Origin of the sequence: Thalassotalea sp. LPB0316, assembly GCF_014898095.1 — a bacterium.
GTDB lineage: Bacteria > Pseudomonadota > Gammaproteobacteria > Enterobacterales > Alteromonadaceae > Thalassotalea_G.
Genome location: NZ_CP062946.1, coordinates 1,523,466 through 1,542,045, shown reverse-complemented (window position 1 = coordinate 1,542,045; position 18,580 = coordinate 1,523,466). Strand labels below are relative to the sequence as shown.

15 protein-coding genes are annotated in these 18,580 nt (G+C 42.7%); 1 reads left to right on the top strand and 14 read right to left on the bottom strand.

What is annotated here, in order from left to right:
- Positions 1-69: 69 nt before the first annotated feature.
- The 3 genes from LP316_RS06760 to guaB all read right to left on the bottom strand — a co-directional run bounded on the left by LP316_RS06760 (position 70) and on the right by guaB (position 3,964).
- On the bottom strand, positions 70-615 hold the full coding sequence (locus tag LP316_RS06760; RefSeq protein WP_193023558.1) for a hypothetical protein: 546 nt from the start codon (positions 613-615) through the stop codon (positions 70-72).
- Between the two features lie 146 nt (positions 616-761).
- Positions 762-2,339, bottom strand: a complete 1,578-nt coding sequence (guaA, locus tag LP316_RS06755) for a glutamine-hydrolyzing GMP synthase (RefSeq protein ID WP_193023557.1) — start codon at positions 2,337-2,339, stop codon at positions 762-764.
- Between the two features lie 152 nt (positions 2,340-2,491).
- Entirely contained in the window at positions 2,492-3,964 is a 1,473-nt protein-coding gene (guaB, locus tag LP316_RS06750) for an IMP dehydrogenase (RefSeq protein WP_193023556.1), read from the bottom strand.
- A 146-nt stretch (positions 3,965-4,110) separates the two neighbouring features.
- Between guaB and xseA the strand changes: the two genes are divergently transcribed.
- Positions 4,111-5,457, top strand: a complete 1,347-nt coding sequence (gene xseA / locus LP316_RS06745; RefSeq protein ID WP_193023555.1) for an exodeoxyribonuclease VII large subunit — start codon at positions 4,111-4,113, stop codon at positions 5,455-5,457.
- A gap of 24 nt (positions 5,458-5,481) precedes the next feature.
- Here xseA and LP316_RS06740 read toward each other — a convergent pair whose 3' ends face one another.
- The 11 genes from LP316_RS06740 to LP316_RS06690 form a co-directional block, all read right to left on the bottom strand.
- The gene (locus tag LP316_RS06740; RefSeq protein ID WP_193023554.1) at positions 5,482-6,171 is read right to left on the bottom strand and encodes a PilZ domain-containing protein; all 690 of its coding nucleotides are present in this window, start codon (positions 6,169-6,171) and stop codon (positions 5,482-5,484) included.
- Positions 6,172-6,286: 115 nt separating this feature from the next.
- Positions 6,287-7,744 carry a ribosome biogenesis GTPase Der gene (gene der / locus LP316_RS06735; RefSeq protein WP_193023833.1) on the bottom strand — a complete coding sequence of 486 codons (1,458 nt, stop codon included), beginning with the start codon at positions 7,742-7,744 and terminating at the stop codon, positions 6,287-6,289.
- A gap of 203 nt (positions 7,745-7,947) precedes the next feature.
- Positions 7,948-9,147, bottom strand: a complete 1,200-nt coding sequence (bamB, locus tag LP316_RS06730) for an outer membrane protein assembly factor BamB (protein WP_226960822.1) — start codon at positions 9,145-9,147, stop codon at positions 7,948-7,950.
- Positions 9,148-9,155: 8 nt separating this feature from the next.
- Positions 9,156-9,818: a YfgM family protein gene (locus LP316_RS06725; protein WP_193023553.1), complete on the bottom strand. Its 663-nt coding sequence runs from the start codon at positions 9,816-9,818 to the stop codon at positions 9,156-9,158.
- 9 nt (positions 9,819-9,827) lie between these two features.
- Positions 9,828-11,102 carry a histidine--tRNA ligase gene (hisS, locus tag LP316_RS06720; RefSeq protein ID WP_193023552.1) on the bottom strand — a complete coding sequence of 425 codons (1,275 nt, stop codon included), beginning with the start codon at positions 11,100-11,102 and terminating at the stop codon, positions 9,828-9,830.
- A gap of 115 nt (positions 11,103-11,217) precedes the next feature.
- Complete coding sequence (gene ispG, locus LP316_RS06715; protein ID WP_193023551.1) at positions 11,218-12,333, bottom strand: flavodoxin-dependent (E)-4-hydroxy-3-methylbut-2-enyl-diphosphate synthase; 1,116 nt, start codon at positions 12,331-12,333, stop codon at positions 11,218-11,220.
- 34 nt (positions 12,334-12,367) lie between these two features.
- Positions 12,368-13,357, bottom strand: coding sequence for a RodZ domain-containing protein (locus tag LP316_RS06710; RefSeq protein WP_193023550.1), 990 nt, complete (start codon positions 13,355-13,357; stop codon positions 12,368-12,370).
- A 7-nt stretch (positions 13,358-13,364) separates the two neighbouring features.
- Positions 13,365-14,585: a type IV pilus biogenesis/stability protein PilW gene (gene pilW / locus LP316_RS06705; RefSeq protein WP_193023549.1), complete on the bottom strand. Its 1,221-nt coding sequence runs from the start codon at positions 14,583-14,585 to the stop codon at positions 13,365-13,367.
- A gap of 37 nt (positions 14,586-14,622) precedes the next feature.
- A complete protein-coding gene (locus LP316_RS06700) occupies positions 14,623-15,777 on the bottom strand; it encodes a bifunctional tRNA (adenosine(37)-C2)-methyltransferase TrmG/ribosomal RNA large subunit methyltransferase RlmN (protein WP_193023548.1) in 1,155 nt (384 codons plus the stop codon).
- Between the two features lie 314 nt (positions 15,778-16,091).
- A complete protein-coding gene (ndk, locus tag LP316_RS06695; RefSeq protein WP_169075475.1) occupies positions 16,092-16,523 on the bottom strand; it encodes a nucleoside-diphosphate kinase in 432 nt (143 codons plus the stop codon).
- A gap of 170 nt (positions 16,524-16,693) precedes the next feature.
- Positions 16,694-18,385: an NAD-dependent malic enzyme gene (locus tag LP316_RS06690; RefSeq protein ID WP_319020985.1), complete on the bottom strand. Its 1,692-nt coding sequence runs from the start codon at positions 18,383-18,385 to the stop codon at positions 16,694-16,696.
- Positions 18,386-18,580: the final 195 nt, after the last annotated feature.

Sequence of the window (18,580 nt, the reverse complement as noted above, 5' to 3'; positions counted from 1 at the left end):
GCGCAGTCAAGCGCGTTTTTTACTAACGTTCACATTTACTAGTAGGCTTAAATAATTAGCCCTAAAGTATTAGTTTAATTTACTGTCTTTCCAATACTTTGTTCCTTGCAATGTGGCTTGTAAAGCAAGGCCATTTTCCGTCATTTGATAAATCGACACGCCATTAACAATAGTGCCGGCTGTGCTGCCCTCAGCTCCCTTGTCACCAGACTTAGCCGCTGCGTCAGCTTGGCCAGAAAAATCCCAACCGCTTTCGATAAATTTTGTCATGGCATCGGCTTCATGGAAAATAAAGACTGCTCTAAAATCTTTAACACCTAAACCGATACCTAAACCTGCCGTCCCCATTTTCATATAGGTTTTTTCACCCGTTTTATTGTTGTGAACAACGCCACTGCCGCCTCCTGCAGAAACGAAGATAACATTTACACCCACGTTAGAAAACGTTGCGTAGCCAGCTGCTCTGGCAATTTTTCCCTTAGCATCCGGCTCTTCTTTATATAAACGCGCTAAAATCTTTTCACTCTCATCCAACACTTTCTTGCGATCTTTTTCTACACCAGCAACCGCGAACAAAGGTAAACACAATAATATCGTTAACACTAATGATCTCATACACAACTCTCTTTTTTATACTTTTAAGTAAGCCTAGTTAAAAAACTCAAAAACAAACAACCGATTTATACCAAATTCGTTATTTAAAGCAAAAAAAATGCGCTTACTAAGCGCATTTTTAATGATTTCACTCGCTACCTAATGTCTTATTCCCATTCGATAGTTGCTGGTGGCTTACCAGAAACATCGTAAACCACGCGAGAAATGCCATCAATTTCATTGATGATACGGTTAGAGACTAATCCTAAGAAATCATAAGGTAAATGTGCCCAGTGGGCGGTCATGAAATCGATAGTTTCAACCGCACGTAAGCTAACAACCCAATCGTATTTACGACCGTCGCCCATTACACCAACAGAGCGCACGGGTAGGAATACCGTAAACGCTTGGCTGACTTTGTTATACAAATCATGTTTGTGAAGCTCTTCGATGAAGATAGCATCAGCGCGGCGAAGTAAGTCACAGTATTCTTTCTTCACTTCACCTAATACTCGAACGCCTAAACCTGGGCCAGGGAATGGGTGACGGTAAAGCATGTCATAAGGTAAACCTAGCTCTAAGCCAATTTTACGTACTTCGTCTTTAAACAATTCACGTAATGGTTCAACTAAGCCTAACTCCATATCTTCTGGTAAGCCGCCAACATTGTGGTGAGACTTAATCACGTGTGCTTTACCTGTTTTCGAGGCAGCTGACTCGATGACGTCTGGGTAAATAGTACCTTGAGCTAACCATTTTGCGTTGGCTCGTTTGCCTGCTTCCTCGTCAAATACTTCAACGAATACGTTACCAATAATTTTGCGTTTTGCTTCTGGTTCATCGACACCGGCTAGGCGGTCTAAGAAGCGATCTTCAGCATTAACGTGTACGATATTTAAACCAAAGTGATCACCAAACATGTCCATAACTTGCTGACCTTCGTTTAAGCGAAGTAAGCCGTTATCGACAAATACACAGGTTAGCTTGTCGCCAATCGCGCGGTGAATCAGCATCGCAACAACAGATGAGTCGACACCGCCTGATAAACCTAAAATAACTTCGTCATCACCTACTTGCTCTTTTATTTTCGCGATAGCGTCGTCGATAATTGAGCTTGCAGTCCAAAGCTTTTCACACTGACAAATATCAACAACAAAGTGCTCTAAAATACGCATCCCTTGTTTAGTGTGTGTTACTTCAGGGTGGAACTGCACGCCGTAGAAGTTTTTCTCTTCGTTTGCCATCGCAGCGTGTGCACAACTAGGCGTTTGAGCAATAGTTTCAAAGCCAGCTGGGATATTTGATACTTTATCGCCATGACTCATCCAGACATCTAATACTGCATTGCCATTAGCACCAATCGAGTCTTCTATATTCTTAAATAATGAAGATTGCTTAATGATTTCAACACCAGCGTAACCAAACTCTTTGTGTTCAGAAGATTGAACACCACCACCGAGTTGTTCAGCCATCGTTTGCATGCCGTAGCAAATACCTAACACCGGTACTCCGGCATTAAAGACATACTCAGGTGCACGCGGAGAGTTCGCTTCAGTAACACTTTCAGGACCACCTGCTAAGATGATACCTGTTGGGTTAAATTCTTTGATTTGCTCTTCAGTAACGTCCCACGCCCAAAGCTCACAGTAAACACCAATTTCACGCACACGGCGGGCAATTAATTGAGTGTATTGTGAACCGAAGTCTAAAATGAGGACTCGTGAATCATGGATATCTTTGGTCATATCAAACCCTATAAAATGTAAAGTGAAGGCTGACGTCTTTAGTCAGCCTTAAAAAAGTCGTTATGGTAAGAATCACTTATTTGGCAGGTAATCGACACTAGAGCACTTCTGATGTCGTGATAGTGTCGAGTAGCAATCAAATAATGATTCAACTAGCCCATGCGGTAATTAGGCGCTTCTTTAGTTATGGTTACATCATGTACGTGAGATTCACCCATACCTGCTGCGGTGATCTTCATAAATTGTGGCTTAGTGCGCATTTCTTCTATTGTCGCACAACCTGTTAAGCCCATAGATGAACGCAAGCCCCCCATTTGCTGGTGGATAATTGCCGCTACAGGACCTTTATAGGCCACGCGACCTTCGATACCTTCTGGCACTAACTTATCCGCTTCGCCATCCGTTTTTTGGAAATAACGATCTGATGATCCTTCTTTTTGTGCCATTGCACCTAAAGAACCCATACCGCGATATGACTTGTAGTAACGGCCTTGGTAAAGCTCAACTTCACCTGGCGATTCTTCTGTACCAGCAAACATTGAGCCAACCATTACGCAGTGAGCACCTGCAACTAATGCTTTCGCAATATCGCCTGAGAAACGAATACCGCCGTCAGCAATCACCGGAATACCTGTACCTTTTAAAGCTTCAACAGCATCAGAGATAGCCGTTAACTGAGGAACACCGACACCTGTGACGATACGTGTTGTACAAATTGAACCGGGGCCGATACCTACTTTTACCGCATCAACACCAGCATCTGCTAATGCTTTAGCACCAGCACCTGTCGCCACGTTACCCGCAATAATTTGTAAATCAGGGTATTTAGCACGAGTTTCTGCAACGCGATCAAGTACACCTTGCGAGTGGCCGTGAGAGGTGTCGATAAGCAAGACATCAACGCCGGCTGCTACGAGGGCATCGATACGTTCATCGGTACCTGCGCCAACACCAACAGCAGCACCAACGCGAAGGCTACCAAATTCGTCTTTACAGGCGTTTGGCTTGCTCTCAGCTTTTTTGTAATCTTTTACTGTGATCATGCCTTCAAGTTTAAATGCATCATCAACCACTAAGATTTTTTCGATGCGATGCTCGTGCATTAAGCCAAGGATTTCTTCGCGCTTAGCACCCGCTTTCACAGTGATTAGCTTGTCTTTTGGCGTCATTAACGCTGAAACGGTTTTATCCAAATGCGTTTCAAAACGCAAATCGCGGCCAGTAATAATGCCGACTAAATTATTTGCGCCATCGATAACAGGGAAACCTGAGAAGCCTAGCTCATCAGCAAGTTTCATCACGTCTTCGATCGTGGCATCAGGGGTGACAGTAACCGGGTGAGAAACAACACCACTTTCGTACTTTTTCACTTGCTGAACATTTTTTGCTTGTTCCGCAATTGTCATGTTTTTATGGATAAAACCAATACCACCCTCTTGGGCAAGCGTAATAGCCAAACGCGCTTCAGTGACTGTATCCATAGACGCAGAAACCATTGGCACATTTAACGAAATATCTCGCGTTAATTTTGTGGTTAAGTTGGCAGTATGAGGTAGCACCGTCGAATGGGCAGGTACTAATAGAACATCATCGAAAGTTAGGGCTTCTTGAGCAATTCGTAGCATCGCAATATCTCACCGAATAAGAATGAAGGGTACTTAATATTGCGGCAGAATTTTAACCGTTTTATTAAAATAGGTAAACTTAATTCTTTAAAAAATTTATACTATCTTGCATAAAATTGTAATCAGCCCTGTTCAAAGATAAATTTATGCCCAATCCCCACATTTTACAAGTGAGCCAGTTAACACAAAAAGTACGTTTTATGCTGGAATCTGAGCTCAATACCGTTTGGCTAACTGGTGAAATATCAAATTTCATCGCGGCAAGTTCGGGTCATTGGTATTTATCGTTAAAAGATCAAAAATCACAAGTGCGCTGCGCGATGTTTAAAGGCAGTAATCGCCGAGTTCGCATTCGACCCACCAATGGTCAGCAAGTATTGGTTAGGGCAAAAGTTTCACTGTACGAGCCACGAGGTGATTTTCAGCTGATTATTGAGCAAATGGAAGATGCCGGCGATGGTCTGTTGCGCCAACAATATGAGCAGCTTAAACAGCAATTGAGCCAAGAAGGCCTATTCGACCTTGCTAATAAGCAGCCGATGCCCAGAGCTATTAGCACCGTAGGTATTGTTACCTCACCAACGGGCGCTGCAATTCAAGATATATTAGCTGTCGTTAGTAGGCGTAACCCATTGCTCAACATTATAATTTACCCTTGCCTTGTTCAAGGTGAGCTAGCCGCTGAGCAAATCGTTCAGAGTATTGTTCGAGCCAACCAACGCATGGAGTGTGATGTCTTAATTGTCGGCCGTGGTGGTGGTTCACTAGAAGACTTGTGGTGTTTTAACGAAGAGTCAGTTGTTCGTGCTATAGCAGCCTCAACGCTACCAGTGATCAGCGCTGTTGGTCATGAAATTGATACCACATTAGCCGATTTCGCGGCAGACGTTCGAGCACCAACCCCTTCAGCTGCAGCTGAATTAGTTTCAGGGGAGCTTACTCAGATGATAACACGCCAGATCCAGTTAATTCAGCAACTAACCAGTCGTCTACAACTACAAATGAATCGTTGGCAAGATAAACTAACCGGCTTAATACATCGCCATCAACAATGCCACCCGGTACAAAAATTACAGCTAAAACAACAGCAAGTTGATGAATTAAACCATCGACTATTACGTATTATTTCTCAACAAAAGCAACACGCTAAAATAAATATCGAGCGCCTGAGCCATCGGTTAAACCAAACAGCGCCCAACAAGCAAATAACACTATGGCAAGATCAGCAGACTAACCTACACAAACGATTAGTAGCAACGAGTAAGCATCAGCTAGATAATAAAAAGTCACAGTTTGGTTATTTAGTTGAGCAACTGCATATGATTAGTCCGCTTGCTACCATCGCGAGGGGTTATAGTGTTACCCGTGATCAAAACAACGCTATTGTAAAACGCGTCGGTGATGTGCAAGTTAATCAAACAATTTCAGTCGAGGTAAGTGACGGCAGTATTGAGGCAAAAGTGACAGCCCTTAACAAAGTAGAGAAAGACTAAACAACCCTAAGCTTGGCTAAACCACTAACGCAGTTGAGTTTCGAGTGTCACGGTTTCTTTGAGTAATTTGGCGACCTTCTCTTTGTCATCATCTTTAAATTTGACCCCTAGGGAGACATCGTTTATCTGCTGTTTAACGTTACAAATTTGACCATTGAGCTTAACATCGGCAACGCCAGAAATATCTTCGATGGTAATGGCAATTGACTTGTCATTAGCCAATAACAAAGTTTCGGCATTCGGCACAGCTATTTGACAGCCGTTAATCGATAAGTCGAGCATTTTTGCTTGCCAATACTCTTTATCGACCCCAACTTTAATTGGCATGTCAGTGTCGATACGCATTGCACTGCGCAAGCTCTGAAGTGAAACTCGGGTCGGAAAATCTAAAACAATAATACGCGAAGGAATTTGAAGGGTTTGCTTAACCACACCGACAAAGGCAACAACAGCACCTTCGTGACCTTCAATTAAGCCACGTACTGTCACCGTTGTATCTGGATAGATATACTGGGCAAAATTGCCAAGTTTGTTTTTATCCGGCATTTGAATAAGCACATAGCGCTTAGGTAAAAAGCCAATAAAGGTTGTCCGAAACTTTCCTCGCTTGCCTGCAGGCGTTGTCACATCGATTGTGACCACACCACCGGGTTGTATCAACCCTACATTGCGATACAACCTTTCATTAGTATCTATATCAACTTGGCTAGCCATAAACTCAACGCACGAATATTTTGTTAATTAAAGATTTACACTAGCCAAAAGCCATAACAAAATCAATGCTATGGCACGACATTTTTAGTTGAATAGCGCTAAGCTTAGCAGCCAGTTACTCTGGTTTTTTGTAGCCTTGCGTGGCACGCGCTTTTTTCTTTTGCTCGGTATAAGATAACTTCTTCTTACCGGCAAATGGATTTGAAGTTTCTCTGAATTCAATTTTAATTGGCGTCCCCATGATCTTTAACGACTTGCGATAATAGTTCATTAAATAACGCTTGTAAGATGGTGGTAAATGGCGTGCCTGATTACCGTGAATCACAATAATTGGCGGGTTATAACCACCAGCGTGCGCATATTTAAGTTTGATCCGGCGACCATTGTGCATCGGAGGCTGATGATCAAACACCGCTAAATCCAAGATTTTGGTGACCATAGACGTTGAAATCCGTTTCGTTGCCGAGACAAAGGCTTCCTCGACAGATTCAAACAGATGGCCAACGCCGGTGCCATGTAGTGCTGAAATAAAGTGAATACGGGCAAAATCAATAAAGCCTAAGCGACGATCAAGTTCAGACTTAATACGATCTTTGACCGACTCATCTAGCCCGTCCCATTTATTGACAGCTAGCACCAATGAACGCCCCGCTTCTAAAATGAAACCGAGTAAACTCAAATCTTGATCTGTGATCCCTTCTCGTGCATCAATGATCAATAAGCAGACATTAGCATCTTCAATCGCACGCAGCGTTTTGATCACTGAGTACTTTTCTACAACATCGTTAACGTTTTTACGACGGCGAATGCCGGCGGTATCGATGAGGGTATATTCACGCCCATTACGCTCCATAGGAATGTATACTGAATCGCGAGTAGTACCCGGCATATCATAAACAACAACCCGCTCTTCGCCTAAAATACGGTTAGTAAGCGTTGACTTACCAACATTTGGCTTACCAATTATTGCCAGTTTGATTTTGTCATCTTCGAGCGGTGAATGCTCACCTTCTTCATCAAAGATTTCACCGTCAAACTCGTCATTTTCAGCTTGAGCAGCTTTTTCTTCTGCCAGTGCTGCAATGTGAGGTTCAAGGGCTAAGGTAATGAGTTGTGTTACACCGCGGCCATGAGCAGCAGCTATTTGATGAACAGCGTCACCAAGTGCAAGCGAATAAAACTCTGCAACGGCAGAATCGGCGTCAATCCCATCAACTTTGTTGGCAACGAGAAATACACGCTTATTTTGTTTGCGAAGATATTCAGCTATCGCTTGATCTGCGGCAGTAAGACCCGCACGTGCGTCAACCAAAAACAGCACTGCATCGGCCTCTTCAACCGCCATTAACGATTGCTCTGCCATTAACGCATCAATACCTTCTTCATCACCGTGAATACCACCAGTATCAATGACAATAAACGGATGTTCTTCAACCTGCGCCTGACCATATTGACGGTCACGCGTTAGGCCAGGATAGTCTGCAACAAGCGCATCACGTGAGCGTGTTAAACGATTAAACAACGTTGATTTACCAACATTTGGTCTGCCGACAAGTGCGACTACAGGAAGCATGTATACCTCAAAAAAACTCATTATTATCCCAAATTTGGGATAATCAAATAAAACACAACGGCTCGATGGATTTACCAAGGAGCCGTTAAGAATACCAAGTTCAATTAACAGTTAACTAAATAATGAATGAACTTGTTCTAAATTTTAGCTTATTTTAACGCTTGTGCTGTAACTTCGTCTATTTACAGCAACTTTCAATCACACTATGGCAGTTGAATCGCCGCGATGTCGCCATCTCTTGACTGTACGTACAAAACATCGTCTGACACTGTTGGTGTCGCATATATACCACTTGAGTCAACTTCCATGCGTGCGACGATATCACCCGTATCAACATCTAGCCAATGCAGGTAACCTTCAAGATCACCAACAACAACATAGTTACCTTGTACTGCAGGGCCTGTCACATTGCGGTTGGTAAGTGACACATTACTCCAACGCTCGAGACCATTTAAGCGATCAATCGCATATACGTGTCCTTTAACATCTGTTAAATAAATGTTGTTTCGGGCAATGCTCAATTGGCGATATGACGAATATTGACGTTGCCACAAAACGCGACCACTGCGCAACTCAAGTGCAGATAAGTTTCCGCGAGAAGAGACCGCATAAACAGTTTCACCAAGGATAAGCGGTTTTGAGTCAACATCGACTACGCGATCTAATTCAGTTGAACCTGTTGGCTCACCCAAGTTTACTGACCAGCCTTGCTGACCATTTTCTAAGATATAAACCGTCAACTCACCTGATGGCGTGCCAATTAAGACGCCACCTGATGCCGCAGCCGGAGCACTAGTACCACGCAATGTTAGTGGCGGTACGTCTTGTTCAACTTTCCAAAGTTCTTCACCGTTTTGCGCATCTAGTGCAATCAGTAAACCCGAAACGGTATTCACTAATACCACGTTGCTTTCAAACGCAGGCGCAGCAATTACTTCACCTTTAACTTTGGCATGCCATGCAATTTTACCCGTAGCTTCCTCTAGTGCGTATACGTCACCTTGTTCACTACCAACGTAAACTTTTCTGCCACCGGGTACTAAACCACCGCCTAACTTGGCCGATTCGTCGGAGCGGAAAATGAGCGCATTACCCGTATATGGCTTACGCAAATTGAGTTTCCACACAGATTTACCGGTTTTTTCATCAAAGGCAATCACATCGCCTTCGCGGCTTGCAGCAAAAACTTTATCGTAGCCAACACCAGGCTTTAAGCGTGAGTAATAGTGTTTAACACCGTTGCCAACGCTGCCTGACCAGACAACTTTTGGCTTAAACTGCTGTTCAATCTCAGTTAATGGTGCAACCGCTAACTCTTCATTTTCATCATCAGTTGACGAACAAGCGGCAAGGGTTAACACAAGTGCTAGTGTTGTTAGTATTTTTTTATGTAGCAACTGCACAATAAATCCTATTTGCTAATTTCAGGTAACGTTGTTAATTCAACGTGCTGAGCTAAATCATCAAGCTTCATTTGCAAGCTTTGGTTATTTGCGGCAGCTGCGCCTAAAGCGTCGATGGCAGCTTGGTAAGCGTTACGCGCTAACTCGTTTTTACCTTGCATTAAATACGCGTCACCTTTAACTTCTTCGGCAGCGCCAACAAAGCCTTCGGCCATATCGTTAGCTAATGTTGCTAACGCTTTATCCGCTTGCGCTTGTTGTAATTGAACACGAGCTAAACGCAATATCGCAATGCTTTTTACACCTTCATCAGCGGCATTATCAATAGCCATTTGTAAGTGCTTTTCTGCGCCGGCCCAATCTTGGTGGCTAACAGCATCTTTAGCTAATGCAAGCGAGGTAAACGATGCGAAACTTGTTTCTTTGTTTGCTTGAATAAAAGCTTCACCTTCTTCGACAAAGTTGTCGCTGTGCTCTTGAACTGACTCCATCATCTCAATGTAAGCAGATGTCGCGGCTTCTTCACTTTCTAATTTGCTGTCTTTGTAGTAGTTAAAGCCAACAAAGCTACCTAAACCAACAAGGATACCACCGATGATAAAGTTGCCGTTTTCTTGCCAAAACTTTTTAATCGCTTCTACTTGTTGTTCTTCTGTTTGATAAGTTTCCACAGTACTTCCTTACATTAATTTTTCTAACAAAGCTGGCATTTGATCAAATGCCACGCTTTCTTGATCTTTTTGTTCACGTAAATATTTCACCGTTGCTGTTTTTTCAGCAACTTCGTTGTCCCCAAGAATAACCGCAATGTTTGCACCTGATTTATCTGCGCGCTTCATTTGCTTTTTAAAGTTGCCACCACCACAGTGACATTGAATTCTGATTTCTTTGACTTCATCGCGCCATTGTTCAGCTAAAGCATTACCGGCTAGCTCAGCGTTTTCACCCATCATGGCAATGTAAACATCAACTTGTGGGCGAATATTGTTAACTTTATCTAAGCTCGTTAGCAACAAGACTAATCGCTCAATCCCTAAAGCAAAACCAAAACCCGGTGTTGCTTTACCGCCTAGTTGCTCAACCAAACCGTCATAACGGCCACCGGCACATACCGTACCTTGTGCACCTAGGCTTGAAGTTACCCATTCAAACACTGTGCGATTGTAGTAATCCAAACCGCGAACTAAGCGTTCATTGATAACATACTCGATACCGGCTGCGTCCAACTTAGCACATAAGCTAGCAAAATGTTCTCTAGATTCATCACCTAAAAACTCAGATAGCTTAGGCGCATCAACTAATGCCGCTTGTACCTCTGGGTTCTTACTATCTAAAACTCGCAGTGGATTTGTGTGCATACGACGCTTGCTATCATCATCAAGTTTATCTTCATGCAGAGTTAAGTAGTCAACTAAAGCATCTCGATAGGTTGCACGCTCTTCATTCGAACCTAAGGTATTCAATTCTAATGTGACAACATCTTTGATGCCAAGTTCCTTCCACAAGCGATTTGATAACATAATCACTTCAGCGTCGATATCAGGTGTCGCAATACCAAAGGCTTCAATACCAAATTGATGGAATTGACGATAGCGCCCCTTTTGTGGACGCTCGTGCCTAAACATTGGCCCCATGTACCACAGTCGTTGCTCTTGGTTATAAAGTAAACCGTGCTGGTTACCTGCGCGCACACAACTTGCCGTACCTTCAGGGCGAAGTGTTAAACTATCGCCATTGCGATCGTCAAAGGTATACATTTCCTTTTCAACGATATCTGTTACTTCACCAATTGAGCGCTTAAATAAATGAGTTGATTCTACGATTGGCATGCGAATTTCGGCAAAACCATAGTTACCAGCAACACGTCTAAGGGTTGCTTCAACCATTTGCCAAATATTAGTTTCTGATGGTAGGCAATCATTCATGCCTCGAACTGCCTGAATCGCTTTACTCACGGGCGTAGGATCTCTCTTAAATTAAATTGCAGCGCGCATTATAGGCACAATCTGGACAAACGTAAATCACCTGCCGACGACTCGCGCGCATTTATACTTTTCGATTTGAATAAACTTAATCAACTTCTTTTACGTTTATGCGCGCTTGTTCCATTTGGCTTGCTTTGGCACGTATTTTAGCTTCTAGCTGGTCAACCATGTCATTGTTGTCGATCCGCTCTTTTTGACGTACGCCATCGAGGTAAAAACCACTTTTCTTACTGCTTCCCGTCAAGCCTAAATCTGATACGGTTGCTTCGCCTGGACCATTTACGATACAGCCAATAATCGAGACATCCATTGGGGTAATAATATCTTCTAAACGCTCTTCTAGGGCGTTAACCGTGTTAATCACATCGAATTCTTGACGCGAACAACTTGGGCAAGCAATAAAATTAATGCCGCGAGATCGGAGTTTTAATGATTTTAAAATATCAAAACCGACTTTAATTTCCTCAACCGGATTAGCCGCTAATGACACTCTTAAGGTGTCGCCAATACCTTCGGCCAACAACATCCCTAAGCCAACGGCTGATTTAACCGAACCCGAGCGGAAACCACCGGCTTCAGTTATACCAAGATGTAATGGGTTGTCGATTTGTTTTGCCAGTAAACGATAGGCGCCAACAGCTAAAAAGACATCAGAGGCTTTCACACTGACTTTAAAATCGTGGAAATTTAATCGGTCGAGAATTTCAACGTGCCGCATCGCCGATTCAAGCAAGGCTTCAGGTGTCGGTTCTCCGTACTTTTCCTGCAAATCACGCTCTAACGAGCCACCATTTACGCCAATGCGAATTGGAATATTTTTATCGCGTGCACTTTCAACAACAGCGCGAACACGATCTTCTTTACCAATATTACCTGGGTTAATACGCAAACAATCAGCGCCGTATTCGGCCACTTTCAGTGCTATGCGATAATCAAAGTGGATATCGGTAACTAATGGCACGTTAACTTGCTTTTTAATTTCTTTAAACGCTTCAGCGGCATCCATTGTTGGTACTGAAACACGAACAATATCTGCGCCGACATTTTCTAACGCGCGAATTTGAGCAACCGTGGCATCAACATCTGTTGTAAGTGTGTTGGTCATTGACTGAACTGAAATTGGGGCATCGCCACCAACGGGAACATTACCCACCATAATTTGGCGAGACTTGCGACGAATTATCGGTGATTCTTTAAACATAAAATTACTTTACTATTTCTAAGACTCTAGACTATTAGTTTTGCTCAAGAGGCAGCGTGAATTTGGCAATATTACCAGCGTTAAATCGAGACATATCGACTGCTTGACCGGCAAACTCGATAGTCACTAATTCAGGTTTACCCAGTGTAACATTAAATGGCGCTCGACCTTTAATGGTCATGACATAATCTGTTTTTTTGACACCCCAAGCAACGCGCTCGCCAGTCGCATCATAAATATTAACCCAACAATCACCTGAAAAAGTAAATATTGCGACATCTTCAACGATTGCGGTTGCCTCTGTGCCGGTAGTGTCCGCTTGGTCGATTTCTAAAGTTTGCTCAATTTCAGCTGTATTTTCTGGCGTTTGCCCAACAACCGTGTCAGTACTAGCCTCAACAGACTGCTGTTGTTCAATAGTACCTTGTTCAATTGCTTGCGAAGTTTGCTCACTAGCCTCTTTTGCCGGCTCTGTCACAGAAGTGCTAGGTGTTAATTCAGTACCATCTTCAGCTTGTTTAGCACTTTCTTTTAGCTGCTGCGCTTGAGAGGAATTATCATTTGTCGAGTCCGCCAGTTTAGGCTCAAGTACAACTGACTTTGCCTCAATACTCGACTGATACTGATAAAACCACACCAAGGTTGAACCAATTAATACAGCTAGAATAAGGTAACTCAACCACATTAAGCTCCGATTCTGTGCTTGTTTTTTAGTGATTTTTGAAAAGCTCTGCATTTCAGTACTTTGCTTTTCTGCAACTCCGAGCATTTCATAACTGGATAAAACGTCCTCTTCAGGCACTTCGACAAGCTTGGCGTAGTTTTTTAAATAGCCTCGGTTAAATGTTGATGGCAAAGTGCGATCAAACTGGTCGGCTTCAATGTCTATTACTAAGCCTTTGCGAAAGTTTAACTTTTCTGCAACTTGCTCAATCGTTAAGCCCTTAGCTTGACGAGCATCACTGAGTAGCCTGCCAGGGCCAATCACTTCGATATCTTCGGTAATTTCTGTTACTTCACTCATTTTTTCACTATTTATCAGCTTGGTTAGGATCAGCTAATACCAGCACTTGACCAATTTTTAAAATACTGCGAGAAGACAAACGATTCCACTTTTGTACTTCTCTCATCGTTAGGTTATATCGCCGAGCAATGCCATAAACCGATTCCCCTGATTTGACTACATGAACAGGGACTGAGCGCATACTTGGCAGCTGCTCTATTCGCGCTTGACTGCTTTCATCTAATGTCGCTACCGGCTCAGATTTTTGCTTATTTTCAGGTTCAGATTCAGACTTAGACACGGGTTTCACCTGATTATCTTCAGTTGAAAAACTCGCGATGTTTAAATCTTGTTCACTACTATTCGCATCATTGGCTTGTTTTTTCGGTGACAACACCACAACGCGTTTAGTGCTTTTATTTTGTTGCTGAGCATAAATATCGGCTAAATCATCAGCCGGTATTCTCGCAAGTTCATTCAGCAAATACTGCTTTGCCTCGTATGAGCTTGGAAACATTTTAACGAGCATCGCACCATAGTTTTTCGCTACCTGTGTATTACCTTGAGCACGGTATACTTTATATGCTAATGCCAAGGCACTAGGGCTAAATTGTCGCGTTGCCTTTTCGTAACGAGCAATGTAATTTTGCGCGCTTTTATAGTCAGCCTTGATATAGGCAAGCTGGGCTAGTTGCTGCAACACAGAGTCACTACTTGGGCTATGCATTAACGCTTTAGTGAGGTAAAACTCTGCTTGCTCAAAATTGTTTTTATTGAGATGACACAAGGCCAAGTTTTCGTAGCTTTCAGAGACTCTGACATATTCAGGCACCGCAATCGCTTTTAAAAACTGCGTTTGTGCGCCTTCAACATCATCTTGACGACATAAAAACACACCATAGTTATTGAGCGTGTCAGGGTCGTCAGATTTTATACTAAGTGCCGTTTGAAATGACTGGCTAGCCAGTTCGGGTTCACCTACAGTTTCGTAATAGTGGGCAAACGCCGTATGCACTTGCACTAGTTTTGGCGAATATCGCTTGGCTTTTTCTAAGTTAATTTTCGCTTGGGTGGTATTGCCAATATTGAGATAGCCCAAACCAAGCGAGATACGGGTCATGGCAATTTCATCATTACTAGCTTCATTCTCAACAACAGGGGTGTTGTCTTTACCGTATTGTTGGGTAACACAAGCGCTTAGCGAGCTTGCTAAAGCGACACTAAGAAGTAATTTTTGCCATTTATCCATTCGCAGAAAATTCCAATAAACGTTTTATTTGTCTTATCTAAACCATTTTTACTGAAATTTCGTCAGGATTCACCTGTTTTTTTGCTTGAATTGCACCAGTGCGCTTCGTTCTATCTAATACATCGCCGGCTAACTGGCCACAAGCCGCGTCAATATCATCACCACGGGTTCGACGGGTAATCACGGTAAAGCCATAACTTTGCAGGACTTTATCGAAACGATCGATACGAGAATTACTCGAACGCTTGTATGGTGAACCTGGATATGGATTAAACGGAATCAAGTTAATTTTACTTGGCGTGTCTTTTAACGCATGAGCTAATTCATGTGCTTGCTCAGTAGAGTCGTTCACGTGATCAATCATCACGTACTCAATGGTTACGGCTTTTTGCGCTTTTGAGCCTTCAATATAGCGACGTGACGCAGCTAAGAAGTCTTCTAACGGGTACTTTTTATTAATAGGTACTAATTCATCGCGCAATGCATTATTCGGCGCATGTACTGAAATTGCTAATGCACAGTCGATCTTTTCTTTTAGCATATCTAACGCCGGTACAACACCCGAGGTACTCACGGTAACACGACGTTTTGATAGACCATAGCCTAAATCGTTCAACATGGTGTCTAATGATGGGATCAGGTTTTTCATGTTAAGTAAGGGTTCACCCATGCCCATCATCACGATATTAGTGATAGGTCTTTTACCAGCAATACGCGTTGCACCTATATCATTGGCAACTCGCCATACTTGACCAATAATTTCCGACATTGATAAATTGCGGTTAAAACCTTGTTGCGCGGTTGAGCAAAATGAGCATTCTAAAGCACAGCCAACTTGCGAAGATACACACAAAGTGGCTCGGTTGTTTTCTGGGATCCACACGGTTTCAACTTCTTGGCCACCTTCAAGCATTAAGGCATACTTAATGGTACCGTCGTTCGATACTTGTTTCTTTGATATTTCCGGCGCTTTAATTTCACAGTTGCGCGCAAGCTTTTCCCTTAACTTCTTATTAAAGTTGGTCATTTGCTCGAAGTCGTCATAACCAAAATGGTATATCCACTTCATCATTTGATCGGCGCGAAACGGCTTTTCACCGATCGACTCAAAGTAGTCTCGCATCATTTGGTGATCAAAATTCAATAGATTAATTTTGGTTTTCTGCTCAGCTGGAACAACGACTTCTGTCATAAAATAATTCTCAAAACGTCTTATTACAAAGAATTTAAAGGGGCGAAATTGTACACTTTTTAGACACAGGTGACAATTTTTTACCCGCTAATCGTAAAAGTATCTAGATATGAATCCCTTACGATTAGCCACTTCATTTAAAGCAAAAGGATTTTACCGGAACCAGTAAAATCCTTTTTTATAATTTGATATTTAAGCTTAAATAGTTGGCGTTGTTTTGAGGCGGAAGCGCGGAGCTTGGCTTTTCTAACTAATTTAGCCAAGTGAGCACTTCCAACAAAAAAACGGCGCCAAATATGACGCTTAAAGGCAAATTAGCGAGTACGTGGGCAAATCTCGTCTTCTGTAAAGAAGTAAGCAATTTCACGTGCAGCTGATTCTAAAGCATCTGAACCGTGAACAGCGTTCTCGTCGATTGAGTTTGCGTAGTCAGCACGTAAAGTACCCGCTAACGCTTCAGCTGGGTTTGTTGCACCCATGATTTCACGGTTTTTAAGCACAGCACCTTCGCCTTCTAAAACTTGAACCATCACTGGACCTGAAGTCATGAATTCAACTAATGCACCGAAGAAAGGACGCTCACTGTGCTCTGCGTAGAAACCTTCAGCTTGCTCTTTTGATAAGTGAACCATTTTTGAAGCAATGATTGTTAAACCAGCTGTTTCAAAACGGTTGTAGATTTGACCAATTACGTTTTTAGCAACTGCGTCTGGTTTTACGATTGAAAAAGTACGTTCGATAGCCATGATAAGCCCTCTTAAATTGTGTAAATTAAAAATAGGTAAAAATTTTGGGCGCGATTATAGACCAAATAGGCAAAAATACCTAGTGGTAATCTAGCTTAGTTGTAATTCATTAGCACCAAATGAAAAAAGCCAACTGTTGTTGGCTTTTTATCAAATATTGAGCACAGCGATTAAATGCTGATACGGCGGTAATCGCGGTATTCAGGTTGCCAGAAATTGCGCTCAATTTTAGCAATTAATTGCTCATCACTAATTTCTAACGCCAAGCCTTGCTGATAAGCGACTTTGGCAACAGCAAATGCTATTTCCTTACTCAGACTAGCGATTTGTGTAATTGGTGGCAATAAATCGCCTTCCCCCGTATTGGCGATAGGTGAAGCCTTAGCGAGGGTTTCACTAGCCACCATCAACATTTCATCGGTAATGCGATTAATATTAGCCGCCACGACCCCTAAACCCAAGCCAGGGAAAATATAACTGTTGTTACATTGGGCTATCGGATAAAGCTTTCCTTTATAGTCAACCGGTGAAAATGGTGAGCCGGTCGCGACAATTGCTTGGCCCTGTGTCCAGTTAATCACTTGCTCAGGCGTTGCTTCAACTTGGCGAGATGGATTACTTAATGGAAAGATAATCGGCTGCGGGCAATGGCTGTGCATTGTCGTAATCACTTCTTCAGTGAATAAGCCCGCCTGCCCCGAAACACCGATTAAAATATCTGGCTTAGCATTGTTGATCACCTCAACAAGTGACGCATAGTCGCCACTTATTGACCAATTAGCGACAGTCTCAGTAGATTGCATGAGACTTTCTTGGAAGTCTCGCAAACCTGTCATACCTTGAGTCAATAAGCCAAATCTATCGACCATATAAATTTGACTGCGCGCCAACTCTGGTGAAATACCTTCACTGATCATTTGGCTAATAATTTGCTCAGCAATACCACAACCGGCTGACCCAGCACCAACAAAAGCAACTTTTTGCTCAGACAATTTTACGCCTTTGGTTCGACAAGCGGCCAATAGCGTACCAACAGTTACTGACGCAGTACCTTGAATATCGTCATTAAAACAACAAATTTCATCTTTGTAACGGTTAAGTAGCGGCATCGCATTAGGCTGAGCGAAGTCTTCAAATTGCAGCATAGCATGTGGCCAACGGCGCTTTAATGCCTGAATGAATAAATCAACAAACTCGTCGTATTTATCTTGTTCAATACGTTTGTGTCGCGTCCCCATATACATTGGATCATTCAGCAGTTTTTCATTGTTCGTGCCGACGTCTAAGGTAATCGGTAAACAATACGCAGGGCTAATGCCACCACAGGCGGTATAAAGTGCCAGTTTACCAATTGGGATCCCCATACCGCCAATACCTTGGTCACCTAGACCTAAAATCCGCTCGCCGTCAGTCACGACAATAACTTTTACTTTGTTTTTCGTCGCGTTGCGTAAGATATCATCTAAATTGTGACGGTCTTCATAAGAAATAAATAAACCGCGCGAAGAGCGATAAATGTCTGAAAATTGCTCACACGCATCACCAACCGTTGGCGTGTAGATAATCGGCATCATTTCTTCGAGATGCGCTTGCACTAAGCGATAATACAGCGTTTCGTTATTGTCCTGAATGGATCGCAAATAGATGTGTTTATTCAAATCGGTGTGAAAGCTACTGTATTGCATATACGCGCGTGAAACCTGCTCTTCGATAGTTTCGTAGCGCGGTGGCAATAAGCCTGCTAGGTTAAAGTGTTCGCGTTCTTCTTTGGTAAAAGCACTGCCTTTGTTGAGCAATGGCGTTTCAATTAATGTAGGACCTGCATAAGGTATGTATAAAGGGCGTTTTTTTGCTGTTGTCATTTGAATTTGTTATCACTTTTACAAGAGGTTTTAAATAGTGAGCAACACTATCTTATTGCCGTGAAGTATAGTGCATCGCTAGGAAGTAACAAAGCCAACCATTTAACTTTATGATTAAAAAGAAATATTTAATATCAAGAGCGCGATATATTCGATCAATTAGCGCGCACTAAAAAATCACTTGAAACCACGCGT